General features: G+C 70.5%; 20 protein-coding genes and 1 pseudogene. 14 read left to right on the top strand and 7 right to left on the bottom strand.

What is annotated here, in order from left to right; all coding sequences use genetic code 11:
* Nucleotides 1-86 precede the first annotated feature (86 nt).
* The gene (locus B0B15_RS02005; protein ID WP_076673048.1) at nucleotides 87-1,073 is read left to right on the top strand and encodes a helix-turn-helix transcriptional regulator; all 987 of its coding nucleotides are present in this window, start codon (nucleotides 87-89) and stop codon (nucleotides 1,071-1,073) included.
* Between the two features lie 4 nt (nucleotides 1,074-1,077).
* Nucleotides 1,078-1,632 (top strand): dihydrofolate reductase family protein, encoded by a 555-nt coding sequence (locus tag B0B15_RS02000; RefSeq protein WP_076673047.1) that lies wholly within the window; start codon nucleotides 1,078-1,080, stop codon nucleotides 1,630-1,632.
* A gap of 42 nt (nucleotides 1,633-1,674) precedes the next feature.
* Here B0B15_RS02000 and B0B15_RS01995 read toward each other — a convergent pair whose 3' ends face one another.
* Nucleotides 1,675-2,874, bottom strand: coding sequence for an exonuclease domain-containing protein (locus tag B0B15_RS01995; protein WP_256334250.1), 1,200 nt, complete (start codon nucleotides 2,872-2,874; stop codon nucleotides 1,675-1,677).
* A 637-nt stretch (nucleotides 2,875-3,511) separates the two neighbouring features.
* Here B0B15_RS01995 and B0B15_RS16110 point away from each other — a divergent pair.
* Both B0B15_RS16110 and B0B15_RS16695 read left to right on the top strand, forming a co-directional pair.
* Nucleotides 3,512-3,619: pseudogene (locus B0B15_RS16110) on the top strand (DUF2510 domain-containing protein); the annotation flags it as partial.
* Between the two features lie 78 nt (nucleotides 3,620-3,697).
* Nucleotides 3,698-4,600 carry a YybS family protein gene (locus B0B15_RS16695; RefSeq protein WP_256334249.1) on the top strand — a complete coding sequence of 301 codons (903 nt, stop codon included), beginning with the start codon at nucleotides 3,698-3,700 and terminating at the stop codon, nucleotides 4,598-4,600.
* A 69-nt stretch (nucleotides 4,601-4,669) separates the two neighbouring features.
* On the opposite strand, the gene B0B15_RS01980 is transcribed toward B0B15_RS16695, so the two are convergent.
* The gene (locus B0B15_RS01980; protein ID WP_076673045.1) at nucleotides 4,670-5,746 is read right to left on the bottom strand and encodes an alkene reductase; all 1,077 of its coding nucleotides are present in this window, start codon (nucleotides 5,744-5,746) and stop codon (nucleotides 4,670-4,672) included.
* Nucleotides 5,747-5,970: 224 nt separating this feature from the next.
* On the opposite strand from B0B15_RS01980, the gene B0B15_RS16395 reads away from it, so the two are divergent.
* The 4 genes from B0B15_RS16395 (at nucleotide 5,971) to B0B15_RS01965 (ending at nucleotide 8,984) form a co-directional block, all read left to right on the top strand.
* Nucleotides 5,971-6,123, top strand: coding sequence for a hypothetical protein (locus tag B0B15_RS16395; protein WP_176776543.1), 153 nt, complete (start codon nucleotides 5,971-5,973; stop codon nucleotides 6,121-6,123).
* A 91-nt stretch (nucleotides 6,124-6,214) separates the two neighbouring features.
* Nucleotides 6,215-6,859: a pyridoxamine 5'-phosphate oxidase gene (gene pdxH / locus B0B15_RS01975; RefSeq protein WP_076673044.1), complete on the top strand. Its 645-nt coding sequence runs from the start codon at nucleotides 6,215-6,217 to the stop codon at nucleotides 6,857-6,859.
* Between the two features lie 75 nt (nucleotides 6,860-6,934).
* Nucleotides 6,935-7,669, top strand: a complete 735-nt coding sequence (locus B0B15_RS01970) for a hypothetical protein (RefSeq protein ID WP_076673043.1) — start codon at nucleotides 6,935-6,937, stop codon at nucleotides 7,667-7,669.
* Nucleotides 7,670-7,826: 157 nt separating this feature from the next.
* Nucleotides 7,827-8,984 carry a GTPase family protein gene (locus B0B15_RS01965; protein ID WP_076673042.1) on the top strand — a complete coding sequence of 386 codons (1,158 nt, stop codon included), beginning with the start codon at nucleotides 7,827-7,829 and terminating at the stop codon, nucleotides 8,982-8,984.
* On the opposite strand, the gene B0B15_RS01960 is transcribed toward B0B15_RS01965, so the two are convergent.
* A complete protein-coding gene (locus B0B15_RS01960) occupies nucleotides 8,935-9,597 on the bottom strand; it encodes a TetR/AcrR family transcriptional regulator (RefSeq protein WP_076673041.1) in 663 nt (220 codons plus the stop codon). The two genes, B0B15_RS01965 and B0B15_RS01960, sit on opposite strands and share 50 nt — an antisense overlap.
* Nucleotides 9,598-9,619: 22 nt before the next feature.
* Between B0B15_RS01960 and B0B15_RS01955 the strand changes: the two genes are divergently transcribed.
* The 5 genes from B0B15_RS01955 to B0B15_RS01940 all read left to right on the top strand — a co-directional run bounded on the left by B0B15_RS01955 (nucleotide 9,620) and on the right by B0B15_RS01940 (nucleotide 14,788).
* Nucleotides 9,620-10,768: an MFS transporter gene (locus B0B15_RS01955; RefSeq protein WP_076673040.1), complete on the top strand. Its 1,149-nt coding sequence runs from the start codon at nucleotides 9,620-9,622 to the stop codon at nucleotides 10,766-10,768.
* 56 nt (nucleotides 10,769-10,824) lie between these two features.
* Nucleotides 10,825-11,481 (top strand): HEAT repeat domain-containing protein, encoded by a 657-nt coding sequence (locus tag B0B15_RS01950; protein ID WP_076673039.1) that lies wholly within the window; start codon nucleotides 10,825-10,827, stop codon nucleotides 11,479-11,481.
* Nucleotides 11,482-11,759: 278 nt separating this feature from the next.
* Complete coding sequence (locus B0B15_RS01945; protein WP_176776542.1) at nucleotides 11,760-12,920, top strand: acyltransferase family protein; 1,161 nt, start codon at nucleotides 11,760-11,762, stop codon at nucleotides 12,918-12,920.
* 9 nt (nucleotides 12,921-12,929) lie between these two features.
* Nucleotides 12,930-13,076: a hypothetical protein gene (locus B0B15_RS16390; RefSeq protein WP_176776541.1), complete on the top strand. Its 147-nt coding sequence runs from the start codon at nucleotides 12,930-12,932 to the stop codon at nucleotides 13,074-13,076.
* A 224-nt stretch (nucleotides 13,077-13,300) separates the two neighbouring features.
* The gene (locus tag B0B15_RS01940) at nucleotides 13,301-14,788 is read left to right on the top strand and encodes an SDR family oxidoreductase (protein WP_076673038.1); all 1,488 of its coding nucleotides are present in this window, start codon (nucleotides 13,301-13,303) and stop codon (nucleotides 14,786-14,788) included.
* 256 nt (nucleotides 14,789-15,044) lie between these two features.
* Here the strand turns inward: B0B15_RS01940 and B0B15_RS01935 are convergent, their stop codons facing one another.
* Together B0B15_RS01935 and B0B15_RS01930 are read right to left on the bottom strand one after the other, a co-directional pair.
* A complete protein-coding gene (locus B0B15_RS01935) occupies nucleotides 15,045-15,452 on the bottom strand; it encodes an NUDIX hydrolase (protein ID WP_076673037.1) in 408 nt (135 codons plus the stop codon).
* A gap of 268 nt (nucleotides 15,453-15,720) precedes the next feature.
* Nucleotides 15,721-16,242 carry a MarR family winged helix-turn-helix transcriptional regulator gene (locus B0B15_RS01930; protein WP_083708806.1) on the bottom strand — a complete coding sequence of 174 codons (522 nt, stop codon included), beginning with the start codon at nucleotides 16,240-16,242 and terminating at the stop codon, nucleotides 15,721-15,723.
* A gap of 81 nt (nucleotides 16,243-16,323) precedes the next feature.
* Here B0B15_RS01930 and B0B15_RS01925 point away from each other — a divergent pair, with 81 nt between their 5' ends.
* Complete coding sequence (locus B0B15_RS01925) at nucleotides 16,324-18,465, top strand: MMPL family transporter (protein ID WP_076673036.1); 2,142 nt, start codon at nucleotides 16,324-16,326, stop codon at nucleotides 18,463-18,465.
* An 86-nt stretch (nucleotides 18,466-18,551) separates the two neighbouring features.
* Here B0B15_RS01925 and B0B15_RS01920 read toward each other — a convergent pair whose 3' ends face one another.
* Together B0B15_RS01920 and B0B15_RS01915 are read right to left on the bottom strand one after the other, a co-directional pair.
* Nucleotides 18,552-19,886, bottom strand: a complete 1,335-nt coding sequence (locus B0B15_RS01920) for an FtsX-like permease family protein (RefSeq protein WP_076673035.1) — start codon at nucleotides 19,884-19,886, stop codon at nucleotides 18,552-18,554.
* Complete coding sequence (locus B0B15_RS01915; protein WP_076673034.1) at nucleotides 19,883-20,602, bottom strand: ABC transporter ATP-binding protein; 720 nt, start codon at nucleotides 20,600-20,602, stop codon at nucleotides 19,883-19,885. Before B0B15_RS01915 ends, B0B15_RS01920 begins: the two co-directional genes overlap by 4 nt.
* Nucleotides 20,603-20,708 lie beyond the last annotated feature (106 nt).

Genomic DNA, 20,708 nt, shown 5'->3' with positions numbered 1-20,708 from the left:
ATGAATGGGCCGGGATCGGCTTCTGAGATCAAGTTCCCAGCCGTATAGGTCGGTTTCTGTCCTAGACCGCGACTACCGTCGAATGTATGGCCACGACGTCGCGATTGCTCACCCTGCTGTCGCTCCTGCAGGCCCGACGGGACTGGCCGGGCTCGGTGCTGGCTTCGCGGCTGGATGTCAGCGATCGCACGGTGCGGCGCGATATCGATCGCCTGCGTGAGATGGGCTATCGGATCGAGACGACGATGGGTCCCGACGGGGGATATCGCCTCGACGCGGGTGCCGAGATGCCGCCCCTGTTGTTCGACGACGATCAGGCGCTCGCGGTCGCGATCGCGCTACGTGCGGCTCCCGCGTTGGGCGCGGACATCGGCGAGGCGGCGGTGCGCGCCCTCACGACGATGCGACAGGTGTTGCCGTCGAGGCTGCGGCATCGGCTGGATGCCGTCGAGGTGACGGCGGTGGGCCGCCCCGGTGAAGCGCCGGTTGCTGCTGTTCCGCTCGACGTGCTGCTGACGCTGGCTCAGGCGGTGCGCGACCGGGTCACGCTGCGCTTCGATCATCTGCCGCGGGGCGAGGGGGAGCCTCGGCCTCGGCGGATCGAGCCGCATCACCTCGTGACCTCGCAAGGACGGTGGTACCTGCTCGGGTGGGATATCGAGCGCGAGGACTGGCGGCTCTTCTCGGCGGACCGCGTGCGACCCCGGGTTCCACACGGTGCTCCGTTCGTGCCGCGAGTGGTGCCGGGTGGGGATGTCGACGCGTTCGTCTCGGCGCGGTTCAAGGGGTCGGATACGAACGAATGGCCCTGCCGGGGCACCGTGCTGCTGCACGCGCCCGCCCGCGACGTGCTGCCCTTCGCGGGCGACGGCACCGTCACCGCCGTCACCGACGAGCGATGCACCCTTGAGGTCGGGTCGTGGTCGTGGGGGGCGCTCGCCGCGTCGTTCGGGCGGTTCGAGGTGGCGATGGAGGTCGTCGAGCCTTCGGAGTTGGCGGAAGCGTTCGCGGTGCAGGCGGCGCGCTTCGCGGCGGCGGCCTCTTCCACGGAAGAGTCTCGACGAGGAGGCTAGCGCTATGACCCAGCCCCTCCGCTACGCCATCAACGTCACCCTCGACGGCTGCTGCTCGCACGAGGCGGGCCTCCCGCCGGATGCCGAGTCCATGGCGTTCTGGACCGACGAGCTGCGCCGCTCCGACACGCTGCTCTACGGGCGCGTCACCTACGAGCTGATGGAGGGCGCGTGGCGCCGACCGGAGTCGGGGGAGTGGCCGGACTGGATGGATGCCAGTGAGGTCGCGTTCTCGGAGGTGATGGATCCGATGCGGAAGGTCGTGGCATCCGGAACCCTCGACGGAGTCGACTGGAACGCTGAACTCGTGCGGGGCGACGTCGTGGAGGCCGTTCGGCGGCTCAAAGAGCAGCCGGGGAGGGGGATCTCGCTCGGCGGCGTGAAGCTTCCGGCGACGCTCGCGGCGCAGGTGCTCATCGACGAGTACACGTTCATGGTGCATCCCGTGATCGCGGGGCGGGGGCCGCGGCTGCTCGAGGGGGTGGACATCGCTCTCGAACTCGTGGAGCGGCGGGAGTTCCCTTCCGGCGCGGTCGTGCAGCGGTACCGGCCGCTCTGACGCAGGGAGCCGCGCAATCCCGGGTGCGGAGCGGTCTCGCAGTCAGCTCCACTCGACGGGCGGAGCGACCGGAACGGCGATGCCCTCTCGCTCCCACGCCCGACGGGCGCCCCGTTTCAGGCGTTCGTTGCAGTGAACGCCGCAGACGTGCCGCTCGCGATGAACCCAATGCGCCTTTGCGGGCACCGACGAGCCACACCACACGCACGGCTCATCACCCCTTGCCGGGCCAGTGGGATGGGCGAGGGCCGCCCGGTACCACGTCCAGAAGTCATCGCTGCTCTCTCCGGAGGCGGCCTGCGTGATGACCCACTCGGGAACCTTCGACCGGCCTCCGCCGGCCGAGATCTTCGCGCGCAGCTCCTCCTCGCCGATTGACATCCGCGTGACGAAAGCGTCCTCGGTGAGGATCTCGAGCGCCTGCCCCCTCTCCACCTGCAAGAAGGCCCTGGCGAGTTTCGAAGTGAAGGCGGCGCCGGGGCGGAACGTCCGGTCATCGAAGTCTCCGGTGACGAGGATCGTCGTCGTGCGTGTGACGCCGTCCTGCCACGTGCCGCCCTGCTCAACGACGAGCTCGCGAGCCCTGCTTCGCACCATCTGCTTCAGCGCTCCGGTGAAGCACACGATTTCGCCGGCAAAGCCTGTTCCGACGATCGCATCGGGCTCCGCCGTCAGACCGTGGAAGAGCGCGTCGTCACGCTCGGTCCAGGTGCCGGTGGGGGCGACCGTGAGTCGTTTCAACAGCTCGTCGAGCGACGACGCAGTGGCTCGAGTGGCGAGGGCAATCAAGACGAGCGCGGACGTCCGAGCGTCGGCAAGCGGGTTGTGGTGTTCGAAACTCGGAAGTTCCAGATGTTCGGCGACCCACGGGAGCGAGTACGAGGGCAGGTGGAGCGCGGCTCGAGACAGTTGAAGCGTGCAAACGACGCTGAGTGCCGGGAGACCGATGTCGTAAGCGCCGCAGCTGTTGAGCAGAACCGAGATGTCATACGCCGCGTTGTGTCCGACGACGGTGTCGTCTCCGATGAATGCTCGCAGATCGGAATAGACCTGGGGCCACAGAGGTGCGTCGTCGACATCCCGAGCCGTGATGCCGTGGATACGCACGTTCACGGACTCGAACTCTTTATGTTCCTCCGGCGGTTGGATCAGCGTGTGAAATTCCTCGACGATGACACCGTCCCGAACGCGTACCGCACCGATGGCGCATGCCGAAGACGGCGACCTATTCGCCGTCTCCAAGTCCAATGCAACAAAATCGATCGTCAAAATGCCCCCCGGGTAGCAGAAACGAATTCCCAAACCTACGCCATCGTCTCGGAGAGGGAGGTCTCGCGATGAGGGGTGAACTGCGTTCCATGGTCAGCCTGGGTAACACAATCCGCCAGCTCTCGAGTCTGGCGAAATCGCACCCGGCTTGCGGGGTCACCCGAGCAAGCTCGGCCTGGCTCGCGTCGGCCGGTTTTTGTCTAGCTCAAGTGTTAACGGGCAGGATCTGAAGTGGGTGACCGCGGAGATGTGGGCGTGTTGCAGCATCATCGTCGCGACACCGCCTTGCTCGGCACCCGGCCGTCAATCCCTCAGGGACGAATAGCCCACGTCAGTGCGCTCATTCGCGTCGCGGCCGAGGGTTGGAGGCGCGGTGGTCTCGGCGGCGCCACGAGGCAGCGGTTGACTCCTTGGAGCGCTGCGCTCGGGGGTTGGCTGGAGGCGCAAGCGTCGACGCCTCCCCCACTCGTCTGCGTCGCTGGGGATGTGATGTTAAAAGGTTATGAATCGACCGGTAGCCGATCCGTAAAATTTCCAGGGCCCAGCTATCGTCTGGCGGGCGTTTTTTGCGGCTGCAACACCCGACGCAGCCTACAAGGGGGGATGTACTTTGACTGATTCAATATCCGCGTCTGCGCCTGCCGGATGGTTCCCGGCTGGCGTTCAAGGGCAGGAGCGCTATTGGGACGGCGCCGCATGGACTGAGCAGGTTCGCCCCGTCGGCGCGACGTCTAACGAGGTCAGCTCTTATCCCGACGGCTCTGAATTTCCCGCTCAAGGCAGGAGACCGCGCAATGTGCTGGGCATCATCGCCCTCGCGGTTGCCGCCCTCGGGTTCATTTTCGCCTGCGTTCCCGGCGCCTTGATCGTCGGTTGGCTCCTTCTACCGGTCGGCTTCGTCCTCGGCATCGTCGCACTATTCAAGAAGGGGAAGCCCAAGTGGCAGGGCGTTGCGGCGATCATCGTTTCCATCGTTGGCACGATCGTCGGTGTGATCGTGTTCATCGCGGTCGTTGCCGGCGCTGTCAGCACTGCGGTCGACGACACGGTCACCGATGACGTGGGGACCGCCGCAGTCGGCGAAGGGTCGTCGGTCGGTGAGGCCCCTGCGGCTGAGGAGAAGCCCGCCGTCGCCAAGGCACAAGAACTGGTGCTGGGGGAGACCGCGTTCGGTATGGACGCGGAGAGCGGCATGGGTTGGTATGCGGTGGAGTTGACCAACCCGAATGCCGACTACGTCTTCGGCCACGCAGGCATCGATGTAGAGGCCTACGACGCAAACGGCGTTCTGATTGACACCGATAGCAGCTACGGAACCGTCTTGACGGGCACGTCATGGTTCGTTGGTCGGTTCTTCGACATCGGATCGGCGCAAATCGATCACATTGAGGTTCGTGGGCCGACCGCGGCCGCAGCGACATACTCTCCGGCAGCTGAGACAGGATCTTTCACGCTCGGTGAGATCACGACGGGCTCCGAGTACGACTGGATGACTGTCAGCGGCACAGTGACCAGCAACTTCTCGGAAGATCAGGACCTGGTGCGCATCGATCTGATCGCGCGCGACGGCGGCGGAAAGATCGTCGGGGTCGACTTCACCTTCACCGACCGGGTGCCCGCTGGCGGTACCGCAGCTTGGAACGTCAGCCTGTGGAAGGTGCCGCTCGACAGCAAGGTTGAGGCCTTCCCTCACCTTTGATCGTGCACCTCACGTCGTAGAGAAGGCCCCGCGCGAAAATTTCGCGCGGGGCCTTTCGGCACGAATTCTTCAGTCCTTCAAGGTCGGGTAATCCGTATACCCACCCTCGCCGCCGCCGTACACCGTGGCCTGGTTCACCTCGTTCTCGTCGGCGCCCTGCTCCCAGCGCGTCACGAGGTCGGGGTTGGCGATGGCGGGGCGGCCGACGGCGACCAGGTCGGCGATGCCCTCATCGACGGCCGTGACGGCCTCGTCGCGCGTGGTCAACTTCGAGAAGCCGGAGTTGACGATGAAGGTGCCGCCGAAGGCGCGGCGGAGGTCCTGAATGAGGTCGCTCGCGGGGTCGGCGTGCAGCACGCTCAGGTAGGCCAGGCCGAGCGGGGCGAGGCCGGCAATGAGGGCCTCGTAGGTGGCGCGGGTCTCGGCGTCGTCCTTCTCCCAGACGTCCTGGATGTTGTGGGCGGGGGAGATGCGGATGCCGACGCGGTCGGCGCCGATCTCGGCGACGACGGCCTGGGCGACCTCGATCACGAAGCGGGCGCGGGCTTCGGGCGATCCGCCGTAGCCGTCGGTGCGCTGGTTGGAAGCGGGGGAGAGGAACTCGTGCAGCAGGTAGCCGTTCGCCGAGTGGAGCTCGACGCCGTCGATGCCGGCATCCACGGCCCGTCGGGCGGCCTTGACGAACTCGTCGCGGACGGTGGCGAGCTCCTCGGTTTCGAGGGCGTGGGGCACGGGGTAGGCGACCTTCGAGCCGTCGGCGAGGCGGGTGTCGCCCTCGATCGCGATCGCCGAGGGGGCGACGATGCGGTCGGTGCCGGTGATGTCGGTGTGGGTGACGCGTCCGCCGTTCATGAGCTGCATGAACACCACTCCGCCTTCGGCGTGCACGGCATCCGCGACCTTCGCCCAGCCGGCGGCCTGCTCGTCGGTGACGATTCCGGGCTGGCCGGGGTACGCCTTCGACTCGGCGCTCGGGAACACGCCCTCGGTGACGAGGAGGCCGATGCCGGCGCGCTGCTCGTAGTACTTCGCGACGATCGGTCCGGGAACGCCGTCAGCGTTCGCGCGCAGGCGGGTCATGGGGGCGAGCGAGACGCGGTTGCGCACGCCGATTCTGCCGACGGTGGTGGGGCTGAACAGGCTCACGGGAGTCCTTTCGTGGGGAACAAGGGCCACGCGACACCAACGGAGCGCGGCGCCGACCTATTCCACGCGGTGCACATGTGTGCGGCGTTGGGTTGACGGGGGCGGCCGCCGGGTGCTGGCGTCTGAGCGCGGGGCTAATTAGCGTGGGCTTTCGTCCATGGAGCAGCGCAGGGGGAACGCATGCCGATGTCGATTACGGTCGCACGGGTCGGAGCCGAACGGTGATGGCGCGCGCGCCCTGGAACCGGCCGGGCGAATCCGCTCAGACCCGCCGGCTGCGCATTGCGATGTTCTGGACCGCGGTGGTGCTCGTGGCGGCCGTGGCGGCGACGCTCGTGTACTTCGTTGTGCGGTCGGCCGGGATCGCGGGGCTCTGACAGTCGATCTCGTCCCGGGCGGCGGTCGGGCCGCGGTCGGACGCGCCGCGCATACGATGGTGCCCCCAGCGACGCTTCGGAGGACCGCGCGATGACCGAGAACCCCCTCGCCCACCGCCTCGACTACACGCTCGACGAGCTCGACGACGCCGCGCTGACGGCATCCCCGCTGGCGCTCTTCCAGCGCTGGCTGACGGAGGCCGCGGACCTGCCCGAACCGAACGCGATGGTCGTGTCGACGGTGGATGCCGAGCACCGGCCGACCTCGCGGACGGTGCTGCTGCGCGGAGTCGACGACGACGGCGCGCTGTGGTTCTTCACGAACAGGGACTCGCGGAAGGGGCAGGCGCTGGCGGGGAATCCGGCGGTGTCGATCCTGTTCCCCTGGTACGCGCTGCAGCGGCAGGTGATCGTGCTCGGCACGGCCATCCCGCTGCCCGCCGAGCGCGACGACGCCTATTTCGCGTCGCGGCCGCGCGGCTCGCAGCTGTCGGCCTGGGCGAGCCACCAGTCGGAGCCCGTGGCATCCCGTGCCGCGCTCGAGGAGCAGATGGAGGAGGTGTCGGCCCGCTTCGCGGACGACCAGCCCGTGCCGCGTCCGCCGCACTGGGGCGGGTATCGGGTGGAGCCGCGGGAGATCGAGTTCTGGCAGGGGCGTCCGTCGCGGTTGCACGACCGGATCGTGTTCGTGCGGGATGCCGCGGGCGAGTGGAGCGGGGTGCGGCGGCAGCCGTAAAGATACAAGAAGTTGCGATTCGTCCCGAGGAATGTCGAGCCGGGGTGTATCAATCGCTCACAGGGGGCCTGAAGCATGGATCTGAGTTATACGAAAGAGCGCGAGATTATTGATTTCGTCGCGAAGCAAGACAATCCGAGCGTCTGCTTCTACCCACAGGAGACGGAAATGGGCCACCGATTGCTCGCGTCCCTGAGAGGTAAGACGCTCGTAGAACGTGAGCGTCCGGATTTCGAAGACATCGAGGGTCGCTTGCTAATTGAGGTCATGCGGGTAGATGACCATCCTCGAAGAAGCGGCAAGGACGCCACTCGAGCGAGGGAGTCTGCCATTCTCCGGGAGATCGAGGCGGCGGGGTTTGCCGACCTGGCGCCCGGCGCCTCTGTCACTGTAATCGCGAACACGGGGCTTCCGACTGCGGATGACCATAGCTTTCGAGCGTATAAACACCATTTCGCGAAGGTCGTCAGGAACCATGCGGAAAAAGTCGACGCCTATCGCGCGGAGCGACCCGGGTTCGATTTGGCATTCGTCATTTTTGACGAGTCAACAGCGTACTTCGAATCAATGGGAGCGTTCGGCAAGGATGGGCTGAGTCGGCCTCACTTTCATTTCGCCGACAGGGATTTCGTTGCCATCCTCAAGGAGGCTCGGGTCGACTGCATCGCGTGGGTGACCCCTCACAAATGCCTGATGGCCGCCGAGGGAAAAGTGCCGCTTCCTCTGGTAACCATCATCGATCTGAACTGCCCGAGCCGCGAAGAACACCAGCACTACGACCCGCGGCGCATGCAGTCCGGCGAAGCGTGATCGATCCACTGGACGCCAGGCTGAAAGTCGCAAGCATCGACAGCACAAGGGGGCGGGCGAAACCCGTTCCGCGTCGCCCCGCCCCGTAGATTCGACACAACCTCATCCGCCGCGCGAGTCGCGGCATCCTGAGGCCGACGTTCGGGGAGGCGGGACCATGGCGAAGAAGAACACCGACGCGCGGCAGCTCGACGAGAAGGCCTTCATCGAGGCGACGTCGGAGGCGAAGTCGCGGTACGGCCGGTTCAACCTCGCGATCGTCGGCGCGTCGGGCGTCGGGAAGTCGTCGCTCGTGAACGCGGTGTTCGGGCGCGACTGGGCGAAGGTGGGGCGGGGGCTCCCGGTCACGCGGGGCGTGCACTTCTACAGCGACGACTCGCTCGGCATCTGGGACGTGGAGGGGTTCGAGATCGGCTCGCCCGTGCCGCCGGATCAGCAGCTGCGGAACCACTTGGATGCCATCGCCGCCCACCCCGGCGACCACCAGATCTCGGTCGTCTGGTACTGCGTGCGGGCCGCCGACGACCGGCTCACCCCCGCCGACATCGCGATGATCCGCGAGCTCGACGCGCGAGGGCTGCCGGTGATCCTCGTGCTGACGAAGGTCGACTGGATCAAGAACCCGATCACCGGGCACCAGGGTGTCGCGAAAGACCTCGAGGCGTTCGTCGAGTGGTTGAACGACCCGATCGATCCGAACACCGGTGAGCGGCTGCGCATCCCCTACCGGCAGGTCATCCTCACCTCGACCCGCGACAAGAACGGGAAGGGCAAGGGGCACGGCCTCGGTGACCTTGTCACGGAAACGCTCGAGCTCGCGCCCGACCGCGATAAGGACGCCTTTCGCATCGCACAGCGCCTCAACCTCCCGTGGAAGAGGGAGATGGCGCGGCCGATCATCGCCGCGGCGTCCGCAGCGGCCGCGGGGGCGGCATCCGTTCCGCTTCCTGTGTCGGATGCTGTCACGCTGGCGCCGATCCAACTGACGATGATGGGGCGCATCGCCGCGATCTACGACCTCGAGGTCAAGACGATGCTCTCCGCCGGAGCGCTCGCGCAGTTCGGCGTGCAGGTGGCCGGGCGGGCGCTCGCGACGAGCTTCTTGAAGCTGATCCCCGGTGCGGGCATCGTCGTCAACGCGGCGGTGGCGGCGGCGCTGACGGCGGCGACGGGCGAGAGCTGGCTGAAGATCTGCGAGCTGCTGCACACCGGCAAGATCGACGTGCGCAAGCTCGACCAGGAGTGGGCGAAATACGCCCCGAGCTTCATGGACGTGGCGCGGAAGCTCGTCGAGCGGCGGGTGGGGCGGAAGTAGGGCGCCCGGCGCCGTCGGGGGGCGGAAATAGCGCCCCGCCGTCGCAGGGCAGGGCGGCGGCGACGACCGCCGCGGCGACGGTTCGGGCGGTGGATGCCGGGGCCTCGGCATCCCGTCGGAGGTGCATCGCGAGATCGCCCGACACGACGAGCAGCAGCTGGTCGGCGAGAGCGCCGGGATCGGCGGCGCCGGCCTCGCGAGCGAGACGCGTGAGGCGCTCGCGGTAGGTAGCGGTCTCGCGCGCGAGCACCTCGGCGATCTGCGGCGGGGGATCGGCGAACTCGGCCGCCGTGTTGAGGAACGCGCACCAGCGCGCGCCGCGGGGGCCGGAGCGGAAGGCGTCGTTCGCGTCGAAGACCGACATCAGGGCCTGGGCCGGCGTCGTGGCGGCGGCGAGGGCGGCATCCCACTCCGCGAGCCACGCGGCATGTCGGCGGTCGAGGACCGCAGCGACGAGCACCTCTTTGCTCGGGTAGGCCCGGTAGAGCGTCGCCGACGACACCCCCGCGCGCACCAGGACAGCGTCGATGGGGGTCGCGGCGATCCCCTGCGTGAAGAACAGGTCTTCGGCCGCATCGAGAAGCTTCGTGAGGGTGGTCTGTCGCGACGTCACACGATCACCCTAGACTGCAAAAGTGAAACGATCGTTTTCGTCCGTGCGGGTCACGGGCGCGGCCCTGGCCCTCATCGCCGCGACCTACGGCCTCGTACGCCTGGCATTCGGGCTCGTGCTGCCCGATGCGCAGCGCGACCTCGGCTTCGACGACGCGCTGGGGGGAGCGATCTCGTCGGGAGGCTCCGGGCTGTACGTCGTCGCGGCGCTCGTCGGGTTCGTTGCGGCGGCACGGGCACCCCGCGCGGCGGTCATCGCCGCCAGCGCCTCCGCGGCTCTGGGTGCCGCGGGCATGGCGATGGCCCCTGACGTCGTGGTCTTCGCGGCGGCGGCGGTCCTCGGCTCGGCGGGCGCGGGCCTGGCCTCGCCCGCGGTCGTCGCGGTCCTGAAGAGTCACCCCGCCACGCGGGGCGATGCGCGCGCGCAGACCATCGCGAACTCGGGCACCGGGCCGGGCCTCGTGCTCGCGGGGGCGCTCGCCCTCGTCCTGCTGCCCGAGTGGCGCGTGGCGTGGGCGATCGCTGCCGTGTGCAGCGCGCTCGCGGGTGTGGCCGTCGTCGCGCTGTCGCGGGGAATCTCGACGGCGGGCGACCGGATGCCGCTTCCCCCGCGGTCGTGGTTCGCGCGACACGTGCGGCCCCTCACCGCCGCCCTGCTGTTCGGGGCGGGGTCGGCCGCGGTGTGGACGTTCGGGCGGACCCAGCTCGTCGACGCGGGGCTCGATGAAACGCTGTCGGTCGTGGCCTGGATCGGGCTCGGCGCGGGAGGCGCGTCCGTCGCCTTGACGGCGCGGCTTCTCGCGACGTGGGGGCCCCGGCGCGCGTGGGCGATCACGGTGGTGCTCGCGGCCGGGGCGACCGTGGCGCTACCGCTCACGGCATCCGGGATCGTCGGGGCCGTAGTCGTGGCCGCCGTCTTCGGCTGGGCGTACACCGCGGCCACGGGGGCGCTCATCGCGTGGACCACCGACCTGGATGCCGAGCGCGTGGCCGCGGGGACGGCCTTGCTCTTCGTGACGCTCGTGCTCGGGCAGGGCGTGGGCGCGGCGGTGCTCGGTCTGCTCGTCACGGGGGTCGGCGGGTGGGCGGCCTTCGCGGTCGGGGCGGGGGTGTGCGCGGCGGCGGCGGTGTTCGCGGGGCGGCGCGGGGCGCGGCGGCCGGTCGCGGTGTGAGGGGCGTCCGTCACAACGACCCTCGCCACCGCCCCGCGTGAAACCCTGGAACCACCATGACCGACACCCCCGCCTCCCGCCTGCGCGCGGCGCTCGCGCACCCCGACGCCTCCGCGCGGCTGCAGGCCGCGCTCGCCGCGGGGACGCGGCCCGACGACAGCTACATCGCCGAGCTCGTCGCGCGGTGCGCGGTCGACCCCGACTTCTTCGTGCGCGACATGCTCACGTGGGCGCTGACGCGGCACGACGCGGCGCGGGCGGTTGCGGAGCTGCTGCCGGAGGTGGCGTCCGAGGTCCCGCAGGCGCGGAGCCAGGCGCTGCACACGCTGTCGAAGATCGGCGATCCCGCCGCGTTCGCCGTGATCACCCCGGCGGTGCTGCGCGATCGGCATCCGGAGGTGGCGCGGGCGGCGTGGCGCACGGCATCCGGGCTCGTTCCCGACGACGCGCATGAAGCCCTCGCCGATGAGCTCGCGACCCAGTTCGGCCGCGGCGACCACGACACCCAGCGGAGCCTGAGCCGGGCGTTCGCGGCGATCGGATACCGCGCCGAGGCAGCCGTCGAGCGGGCGGCGGCCTCGCCGTACGACGTGGTCAGCGCGCACGCGCGGGCGACGGCGATCGTCATGGACGACCCCGACACCGAGTTCGCCGAGGCGGTGGTGGAGGCGCGCCGCGTGGTGGCCCAGAGGGCGCTTCCCGACGAGGACTGACGCCGGGTCAGCCGCGGCGCACCTCGACCGCACTCGAGAACAGGTGCACGAGGAACGCCCCGAGCGACAGGAATCCGCCGCCTCTGCCGCGTGATTCCGCGGAAACCCGGCGCGGGCGGCCCCGTCAAGCCCCCACCCCTCCCAGGTTCCTCCTCAACCCGGTCCAGTACCGTCTCACCCGGTCTGCGCGACTCCACGTGCTCAGGTCGACCCCGATGGCGTCGTCGACGAGCGCTTTAATCGCGTGCCGGACGAACGACGAGACGAGAGGGGACGACATGACCACGATGGCGGCACCCCGCGTCGAGGCCCGGCCGGTGGCATCCGCTGCCCCGATCGCCGCGCGTCACCTGCCCTCGTTGACGGGGCTCCGCTGGGCGACCGCGATGCTCATCTTCGGCCACCACCTCATGGCGGTCGAGTACTTCGGCGGCACCGCCGGCGACGTGTGGGCGTTCGTGTTCGAGGCGGGGAAGACCGGCGTCACGCTCTTCTTCATCCTGTCGGGCTTCGTGCTGGCGTGGGGCTACAAGCCGCAGCAGAGCGCGGGCTCGTTCTGGTGGCACCGCTTCGCCCGCATCTACCCCCTGCACCTCGTCGGCGTGGGCCTCGCGCTGGTGGCCGCCGCGACCCTCGTGCCCGAGATCCGCACCGACGGCGCCGCCCCGCTCGCGGCGAACGTCCTGCTCGTCAACGGCTGGGTGCCCGACTGGTGGCAGGCGGGCAATCCGGCCAGCTGGTCGCTGGTGTGCGAGGCGTTCTTCTACCTGAGCTTCCCGTTCCTCATCCGCCCGCTCGTGCGCCTGTCGGCCCGGTCGCAGACGATCGTCGTCGGCGCCGCCCTCGCGCTGGTCGCCCTGGCCCCGCAGATCGCTGCCCTCTCGCCGGTGCCGCTGTCGGCGGCATCCACTCCGCTGCTGCGACTGCCGGAGTTCGTCGTGGGCGTCACGCTCGCGCTGCTCGTGAAGCGCGGGGCCTGGATGCCGCCGCGCGTGCGCCTCGTGCTCCCGCTCGCGGTCGTCGGCTACGCGCTGTCGGAAGCGCCGACCCTGCCCGGCACCGACATCCACCCCGGTCTCGCCGTGACCGTCGGCGCGTTCGCGCTGCTCGTCGCGTCGCTCGCCTCCGCCGACGCGCATCGGGCGTCGACCTTCCTCGCGCGGCCGCTCTGGCAGGAACTCGGGCGCGTGTCGTTCGCCTTCTACCTCGTGCACCTGCTGGTCATCGCGTCGGTGTCGTCGGCGTGGCCCGACGGGCACCCCCAGCTGCCGTGGCGTCGTGCGGTGCTGCTCGCGCTCGCCGCGTTCGGCATCGCCCTCGCCCTCGCGTTCGTGATGCACAAGCTGGTCGAGGTGCCCGCGCAGCGGTGGCTGCTGCGGCAGGCCCGGGCGCGGACGGAACGCGCAGCGGCGATGGCCGGGGTGGGGGCCGCTCGCTAGGCTCGCCGGATGTACGGTGCGCACGGCCTCATCCTTCTGCTCGTATGGGGTCTCGGCCTCGCGGTCATCGGAGCGGCCCTGTACGTCGTGGTGCGCCTCGCCGTGCTGCACGCGCTGAAGGCGCACACGCGGTGGGTGGATGGCGGGAAGCAGTAGCGGGTCAGGGACCGTGCCGGTTGTTCCGGCTCGGGGTGCGCCCGCCGGTGGGGATCGCGCCGGCACAGAACCGATCGCCCCGGATCCGTCCTGTTCTCGCACGATCGCCTGTTCCCGTGGCTCCGCGGACCCGCCGTCCGTTTTCGCGACGCCCCGGGCCCTCGCCCACCCCCGCGACACGCCCGGCCCACCGGTCGTTCAGCAAGGCCCCGATACACTGCCCCGTGCCCGAAACACTGCTGAACCCCGACCGCGACGCCGCGCGGTCGACCGCGATCGACCCGGACGAGCTCGAGATCGCGCTGCGCGTCATCGACGCCGCCTCCTCGCTCGACCACGACGACCCCGCCTACATCGCCCTGCGCCGCCAGACCGGCAAGCTCTACAAGGACGTCAAGCGGCAGTCGCGCAAGCAGAAGCGCCAGCGCATCGCCGACGCCGACCGCGCGGTCGTCGCCGCCACCGCCACCGGCGCCCCCGATCGCATCGACGACGAGACCCGTGGCATCCCGCTGCAGGCCCGCACGGCCATGCCGTTCGCGGGCGAGCTCATCAAGGCGCGCGCCTGCTACATCTGCAAAGAGGACTACACCCTCGTCGACGCGTTCTACCACCAGCTCTGCCCCGACTGCGCGTCGATGAGCCACGAGAAGCGCGACGCCCGCACCGACCTCACCGGTAAGCGCGCCCTGCTCACCGGCGGCCGCGCCAAGATCGGCATGTACATCGCGCTGCGGCTGCTGCGCGACGGCGCGCACACGACGATCACCACGCGCTTCCCACGTGACGCGGTGCGCCGCTTCTCGTCGCTGCCCGACAGCGCCGACTGGCTGCACCGCCTCAAGGTGGTGGGCATCGACCTGCGCGACCCGGCGCAGGTGATCGGGCTCGCCGATTCCGTGGCATCCAATGGGCCGCTCGACATCCTCATCAACAACGCCGCTCAGACCGTGCGGCGCTCGCCGGGGGCCTACAAACCCCTGGTGGATGCCGAACTGGCACCGCTCCCCGACGGCCCGCTGCCCGAGCTCGTCACCTTCGGCCACACCAACGACGCCCACCCGCTCGCACTCGCGCAGTCGGTGTCGTCGCACCCGATCCTCGCCTCCGCCGCCCGCACGGCCGACGAGCTGACCGCCGAGGCGATGGCGGCGGGCTCGTCGTCGCTCGAGCGGCTGATGACCGGGACTGCGATCGACGCGGGCGGCCTCATCCCCGACGAAGACCGCGTCAACAGCTGGACGCAGCACGTCGACCAGGTCGAGCCGCTCGAGATGCTCGAGGTGCAGCTGGCCAACATGACCGCGCCGTTCCTGCTGGTCAGTCGCCTGCGCCCCGCGATGGCGGCCTCCACGGCGAAGCGGAAGTACATCGTCAACGTTTCCGCGATGGAGGGCGTGTTCGGCCGCGGATACAAGGGCCCCGGGCACCCGCACACGAACATGGCGAAGGCGGCGCTGAACATGCTCACCCGCACGAGCGCCCGCGAGATGTTCGAGGCCGACGGCATCCTGATGACCGCGGTCGACACGGGCTGGATCACCGACGAGCGCCCGCACTTCACCAAGGTGCGCCTGGCCGAGGAGGGCTTCCACGCCCCGCTCGACCTCGTCGACGGCGCCGCCCGCGTCTACGACCCGATCGTGCGTGGCGAGGCCGGCGAGGACCTGTTCGGCATCTTCCTGAAGGACTACCGCAAGAGCTCGTGGTGAGCCGGCGCTGACGCCCCGCCCGCCCGCCCGCCCGACGCCGGTGCGGCGAGCGGCGGGGTGGTATCGGCCTGTTGAGTGTCCAGGGCACGCCGGGTGGCGACCGTGCCGTGCGGCGTGTTGTGGACGCTCAACGCCCACGGGGGCGGCGAGCGGCGGGGTTGCGCCGGTCTGTTGAGTGTCCAGGGCACGCCGGGGCGCGACCTCGCCCCGCGGCGTGTTGTGGACACTCGACGGGTGGGCGTGCCGGGTGGACGCGTCAGGCGGGCAGGAAGTACTCGCGCGCGAGCGGGGCGATCTCGATCCCGGATGCCGTCTCGGCGGTGACCCAACGGAGCTCGGCGATCTCGGCATCCGGGGTCGGCTGCTGTGCGCCGATGTCGACGCGGAACACGTCGGCGACCACCTCGAAGCCGGGCTCGTTGGCCGCGGATGCGGTGAACTCGCCGAGCGGCTCGAGGGCGTCGGGGGCGACATCGACGCCGATCTCCTCGGCGAGCTCGCGCGCCAGGGTCTGCGCCGCGGTCTCGCCCGGTTCGGGCTTGCCGCCGGGCTGCATGAATGCCGTGGTCCCGGCCTTCCGCACGACGAGCAGACGGCCGTCAGCGTCGGTGATGACCGCGGCCGAGACGCGGATACGGCGTGGGGGAGTGGCATCCGGAAGCACTCCCGCACGGTAGCAGGCGCGGCCCGGCGCCCCGGCCGCGCTGGGCGTCGAGCCGCCGCGCGGGCGGGTTCGCGGGCGCATCGAGTGTCCGAGAAACCCGGACGCCACGAATATTCGTCCGGGTGTCTTGGACACTCGATGGGATGCCGCGCCCGTCGTCGACGGGGCGGGCACACGCGCAGCGGGGGCACGCGCGGCGTCCGGCCGCCGCGCGGGATCCGACGGCCGCGCTGGCGCGCGGCGCCCGCGAGAGGCGCGCGGCCCCGGGTCAGTGCGTCGAGCGGGGGACGGCCATCGAGCGCGGCTCGTCGTCGTCGGGGACGCCGTAGGAGGCGATCACGCGCTCGAGGTAGCGGGTGATGACGGCCTGCTCCTCGTCGCTGAAGTCATCGAGCACGGCGTCGACGCTCGCGATCATCGGCATGAGGTGGCCCATCGCGCGGGCCATCGACGTATCGGTCGGCACCACGAGCACACTGCGGCGGTCGGTGGGGTGCGGGGTGCGCGTGACGTGGCCGAGGTCGACGAGGCGGTCAATCGCGGCGGTCGTGGCGGCCGTCGTGAGGTCGAGGCGTCGCGAGAGCTCGCCCGGCGACAGGGGGCCCGACATGACGAGGTGGCCCATGGCATCCAGGCCGGTGGGGTTGACGGCGAGTTCGCGCTGCAGCGCCTTCTCGAACACCGACCCGGCGGTGAAGAGGTCGCGCACGAGCACGGTCGGCCGCCGCGTGGGCGGCACGGCGACGCCGCCGACGACGGGGGGTGGGGAGGAAGGGTTCGGCTCTTCCATGACTGGCACTCTACGCGAGATTGGGCTACCTTTCTCGTATCTCGATTATCGAGATACTCCAAAATCTAGCGAAGGCTCCCCATGACCGGATTCCTGCGTTTCCTCACCTCGGCCCGCACGTCGTGGATCGTGCTCGTCGTCGCCTTCGCCGGCGTCGCGGCGCTGTTCGCGCTCGGCTCGGGGGCCACGAGCGAGACCGCGCCCGCCACCGGGCTGCCTGACACGGCCGAGTCCGTGAAGGTGCAGAAGGTGCTCGACACGTTCCCCGACGCCGACACCACCTCGGCGCTCGTGGTCTTCGCATCCGACGACGGCGCGGCGCTCCCCGCCGAGACGGTGGCCGCGATCCAGCAGAAGGCCTTCGGCGATCTCGTCGATCTCACTCCCGAGGGCTTCATCCCGCCGCCGCAGGTGTCGGAAGACGGCACCGTCGCCCTGCTGATCGTGCCCCTCGCCCCCGAGGAAGACGTCGCGGCCCAGGCGGAGCGCGCCGACGAGATCCGCACCCTCGCCGCCGACGACCTCAACGGGGTGCGCACCTACCTCACCGGCCCCGAGGGCTTCGAGGTCGACATCGCCGCGGTGTTCGACGGCGCGGACTTCACCCTCCTGCTGACCACCGTCATCGTCGTCGCCGTGCTGCTGCTCATCACCTACCGGAGCCCCTGGCTCTGGCTCGTGCCGCTCATCGTCATCGGCACCGCCGACGCGTCGGCGGGGATCGTCGCGCGCCGGGTCGCGGCGGCGGTGGGGGTGCAGCTCGATGCGTCGATCACCGGCATCCTGTCGGTGCTCGTGTTCGGTGCCGGCACCAACTACGCCCTGCTGCTCATCGCGCGCTATCGCGACGAACTGCGCCTCGCCGAAGACCGTCGCGAGGCCATGCGCCGCGCCGTGCGGGGAGCCGGGCCCGCCATCATCGCGAGCGGCTCGACCGTGGCCTTGGCCCTCGCGACGCTGCTGCTCGGCGAGCTGTCGGGCAACCGCGCGCTCGGTCTCGCCTGCGCGGTGGGCGTCGTCGTGGCGATGGCGTTCGCGCTCATCGTGCTGCCGGCCGCCCTCGTGCTGTTCGGGCGCTGGCTGTTCTGGCCCTACATCCCGCGCTTCGGATCCCCGGATGCCATCGCCCGCAGCCCGTGGGGAAAGCTCGGCCGCGGGGTCTCGCGGCGCCCGGTCGTGGTCGCGCTGACCGGCGCAGTGGTGCTCGGCGCCCTCGCGAGCGGTCTCTTCTTCGTGCAGACCGGCCTGTCGCAGAACGACCGCTTCCTGCAGAAGCCCGACGCCGTGACGGGGCAGGAGGTGCTGGCCGAGGCCTTCTCGGCCGGGGCCACCTCTCCCGCGACCGTGGTCGTCCCGGTGGCCGACGCCGACGCGGTCGTCGAGGCCGCGGGCGGGATCGAGGGGGTCGACTCCGTACGCCTGGCGGAGGAGAACGGCGACTGGGCCCGCGTCGACGTCACGCTGTCGTCGGCGGCCGAGACGGCCGAGGCCTTCGCGACGATCGAACGTCTGCGGGCCGATCTCGACGCCGTGGGCTCCGGGGAGGCGCTCGTCGGCGGACTCGACGCCCAGGCGCTCGACGTCGCCGGTGCGCAGGAGCGCGATCAGGCGCTGATCATCCCGCTCATCCTCGTGCTCGTCTTCATCGTCCTGGTGATCCTGCTGCGGTCGCTGCTGGCGCCGGCTCTGCTGCTGCTGGCCGTGGTCGCGAGCTTCTTCTCGGCCGTGGGCGCCGCGTGGTGGCTGTTCCAGACGCCGCTGTTCGGCTTCCCCGCGATCGACACGAACGTGCTGCTGTTCAGCTTCCTGTTCCTCGTGGCCCTCGGCGTGGACTACAGCATCTTCCTCGTCACCCGCGCGCAGGAGGAGAGCCGCACCCTGGGCACCACACAGGGCATGATCCGCGCGCTCGCCGCCACCGGCGCGGTCATCACGAGTGCCGGCATCCTGCTCGCCGCGGTCTTCGCGGTACTCGGCGTGCTGCCGCTGATCACACTCACGCAGATCGGCATCATCGTGTGCATCGGCGTGCTGATCGACACGCTGCTCGTGCGCACGGTGATCGTCCCCGCGATGGCGTTCATCGCCGGCGACCGGTTCTGGTGGCCCCGCCGGCCGAAGGTGACGGATGCCGAGGCCGCCACCCGTACCGCCGAGGCGCCCGAGCAGGGCGAGGCACCCCCGACCCGCGCCGAACGCCGTAGGGGCGTCGGCGTTCGATGAGACCCGCGGGCCGGGAGGAGCCCCCAATAACCCTCCCGGTCCGCGGCCCCGCCCGGCCGCGCCCGCGGCGGACGGGGGTCCAGGGCTCAGGCCGTCTCGCGGCGGATGCCGTCGACGATCGGCCGCGTCGAGGCCAGCGCCGCGCGCACCAGCGCGAAGCCGCCGGCGAAGGTCGCGACGACGGTGAGCACCGAAAGCGGGGCGACGACCAGGCTGATGCCCACGATCGGGAACGCCATCACGAGCCCCAGCACGGCGCCCCCTCCGGCGGCCCACCGCAAGGGGACCATGACCGTGAGGCGACGCGCGCGCCGCAGTTCGGCATCCGGGATGCCGAGACGGTCGAGGCCGATGAGCAGCTCGCGCTCTTCGAGCACCGACGCCGCCTGCGTCACGCCCACCGCGCAGGCGAGCAGGAGGAACGCGATGCCGAGCGTCACGAGCACACCGGTGCGGATGTCGCTCATCACGAACGCGGTACCGGCATCGCCTGCCGCATCGACGATCGACAGCCCGCACCCGGCCACCACCGCGATGAACGCCACGATGGCCATGCCCGACACGCGCCGCCACGCGGGTCCGGCGTGCGCCGCGAGCTCGCGGCCCGCGATGAGCTCGGACGCCGTGCGCGCGCGGCGCACCAGAGCCCGACCCCGTGCGGCGACGATCGGCGCTCCGATGAGGTTGAGAAGGGCGAGCGCACCGGCGAAGACGCCGAGCAGCAGAGCAATCCCCACGGCGGGGCCGACCAGCTGGGCGACGACCGAGAAATTCGCCACGACCAGCACCACGGCCACGATCAGCACCCCGCCGACCACCAGGGCAGCCCGGCGTGACGGGGGAGCGGCGCTGCGGGTCCGTACTCCGAGCGGGGTCACGGCGACGCGACGCAGGCTCGCGGCCGCGCTCACCGCGCCGATCGCGATGACGCCGACGAGGACGCCCACGCCGAGCAGCGGGTCGATGGCCACGGCCCCGACACCGACGGGAGCTCCGAAGAACGGAAGGAGTCCCACGAGCGGCAGCAGTGCGGCGTAGATCGGCACCCCGGCGACGGCGCCGACGGCGGCCACGGCCGTCGCCTCGAGAACCGTCAGCGCCCACAGCTCGCGCGTGCTTGCACCGAGCAATCGCAGGGTGGCGAGGCGGTCGTTGCGTCGTCGGCTCGTGAGGCGGGCGGCCGCGGCTCCGAGCGTGATGAGCGGGATCGTGAGCAGCAGCAGAGCGAGCATCGCGAACACGCCGTACAGGCCGTTGCCGTCCGCCGCGCGCGGGTCGACGAGGAACATCCGCGCCCCGCCGACGACGAGGAGCAGCAGCGCGGTCGTGACGGCGAACGCGACGATCGGCAGCGCGACGGCGGCGCGGCCCTGTCGCGCGGGTCGCGTGAGCTGCCGGGCGAGGGGGAGGACGACGCTCATCGCCCGCCCCCGACGGAATCGACCGCGGCGGTGTCGCTGACCACGCGCCCGTCGCTCACCCGCACGGTGCGCGAGCATCGGCGGGCGACGTCGGCGTCGTGCGTGACGACGACGAGCGTGCGCCCCTGACCCGTGGTGGCGTGCAGCAGGGCGTCGAGCACCTCGGCCGAGGTCGCCGAGTCGAGCGCCCCGGTGGGTTCGTCGGCGAAGACGACCGGCGCTCCCGTCACCTGGGCGCGGGCGATCGCCACGCGCTGCGCCTGGCCGCCCGACAGCTGCCCGATCCGGCGCTCCTCGAGCCCGGCCAGCCCGAGCGCCGCCAGCCACACGGCCGCGTGCCGCTCGGCATCCTGTCGTTTCGAGCCCGTCAGCAGCAGGGGCAGGGCCGCGTTCTCGACGGCGGTCAGCTCGGGCAGCAGCAGGTGCTGCTGGAACACGAAGCCCAGGGTCTCGCGACGCACACGGGCGCGTTCGCTCTCGGAGAGCCCGACCAGCTCCTGCGCAACGGCGCCGGGGGCTGACAGCACGATGGAGCCGGAATCGGGCGCGATGACCGCCGCGAGGCAGTGCAGCAGCGTGGTCTTGCCCGACCCCGACGGTCCCATCACCGCGACCGACTCGCCGGCGCGGATGGTCAGCGAGACGTCATCGAGGGCCCGGAGGTCTCCGTAGCTCTTGACGAGCCCGCGGGCGGTGAGCACAGCAGAAGAAGTCATGCCTCCATCCCAGCGGCGGGCGCTCGCCGCGTCGTCCGCCCCGGGAGGTATGCGCGTCGTCCGCGCGGACGATTCCTCCGGGCCGTGGCGCCCCCGATATCTCGAC

Source organism: Microbacterium sp. RU1D (assembly GCF_900156435.1).
Taxonomy (GTDB): Bacteria; Actinomycetota; Actinomycetes; order Actinomycetales; family Microbacteriaceae; genus Microbacterium.
The sequence above is the reverse complement of the archived record's forward strand: the minus strand, read 5'-3'. Positions and strand labels throughout refer to the sequence as shown.

What these genes read in the sequence shown, in the direction of transcription:
- B0B15_RS01945 (WP_176776542.1), top strand. Translation starts at nt 11,760, where the DNA reads ATGACCACGATGGCGGCACCCCGCGTCGAGGCCCGGCCGGTGGCATCC.
- B0B15_RS01950 (WP_076673039.1), top strand. Translation starts at nt 10,825, where the DNA reads ATGACCGACACCCCCGCCTCCCGCCTGCGCGCGGCGCTCGCGCACCCC.
- B0B15_RS01915 (WP_076673034.1), bottom strand. Translation starts at nt 20,602, where the DNA reads ATGACTTCTTCTGCTGTGCTCACCGCCCGCGGGCTCGTCAAGAGCTAC.
- B0B15_RS01925 (WP_076673036.1), top strand. Translation starts at nt 16,324, where the DNA reads ATGACCGGATTCCTGCGTTTCCTCACCTCGGCCCGCACGTCGTGGATC.
- B0B15_RS01965 (WP_076673042.1), top strand. Translation starts at nt 7,827, where the DNA reads ATGGCGAAGAAGAACACCGACGCGCGGCAGCTCGACGAGAAGGCCTTC.
- B0B15_RS02000 (WP_076673047.1), top strand. Translation starts at nt 1,078, where the DNA reads ATGACCCAGCCCCTCCGCTACGCCATCAACGTCACCCTCGACGGCTGC.
- pdxH (WP_076673044.1), top strand. Translation starts at nt 6,215, where the DNA reads ATGACCGAGAACCCCCTCGCCCACCGCCTCGACTACACGCTCGACGAG.
- B0B15_RS02005 (WP_076673048.1), top strand. Translation starts at nt 87, where the DNA reads ATGGCCACGACGTCGCGATTGCTCACCCTGCTGTCGCTCCTGCAGGCC.
- B0B15_RS01920 (WP_076673035.1), bottom strand. Translation starts at nt 19,886, where the DNA reads ATGAGCGTCGTCCTCCCCCTCGCCCGGCAGCTCACGCGACCCGCGCGA.
- B0B15_RS01970 (WP_076673043.1), top strand. Translation starts at nt 6,935, where the DNA reads ATGGATCTGAGTTATACGAAAGAGCGCGAGATTATTGATTTCGTCGCG.
- B0B15_RS16395 (WP_176776543.1), top strand. Translation starts at nt 5,971, where the DNA reads ATGGCGCGCGCGCCCTGGAACCGGCCGGGCGAATCCGCTCAGACCCGC.
- B0B15_RS16390 (WP_176776541.1), top strand. Translation starts at nt 12,930, where the DNA reads ATGTACGGTGCGCACGGCCTCATCCTTCTGCTCGTATGGGGTCTCGGC.
- B0B15_RS01930 (WP_083708806.1), bottom strand. Translation starts at nt 16,242, where the DNA reads ATGGAAGAGCCGAACCCTTCCTCCCCACCCCCCGTCGTCGGCGGCGTC.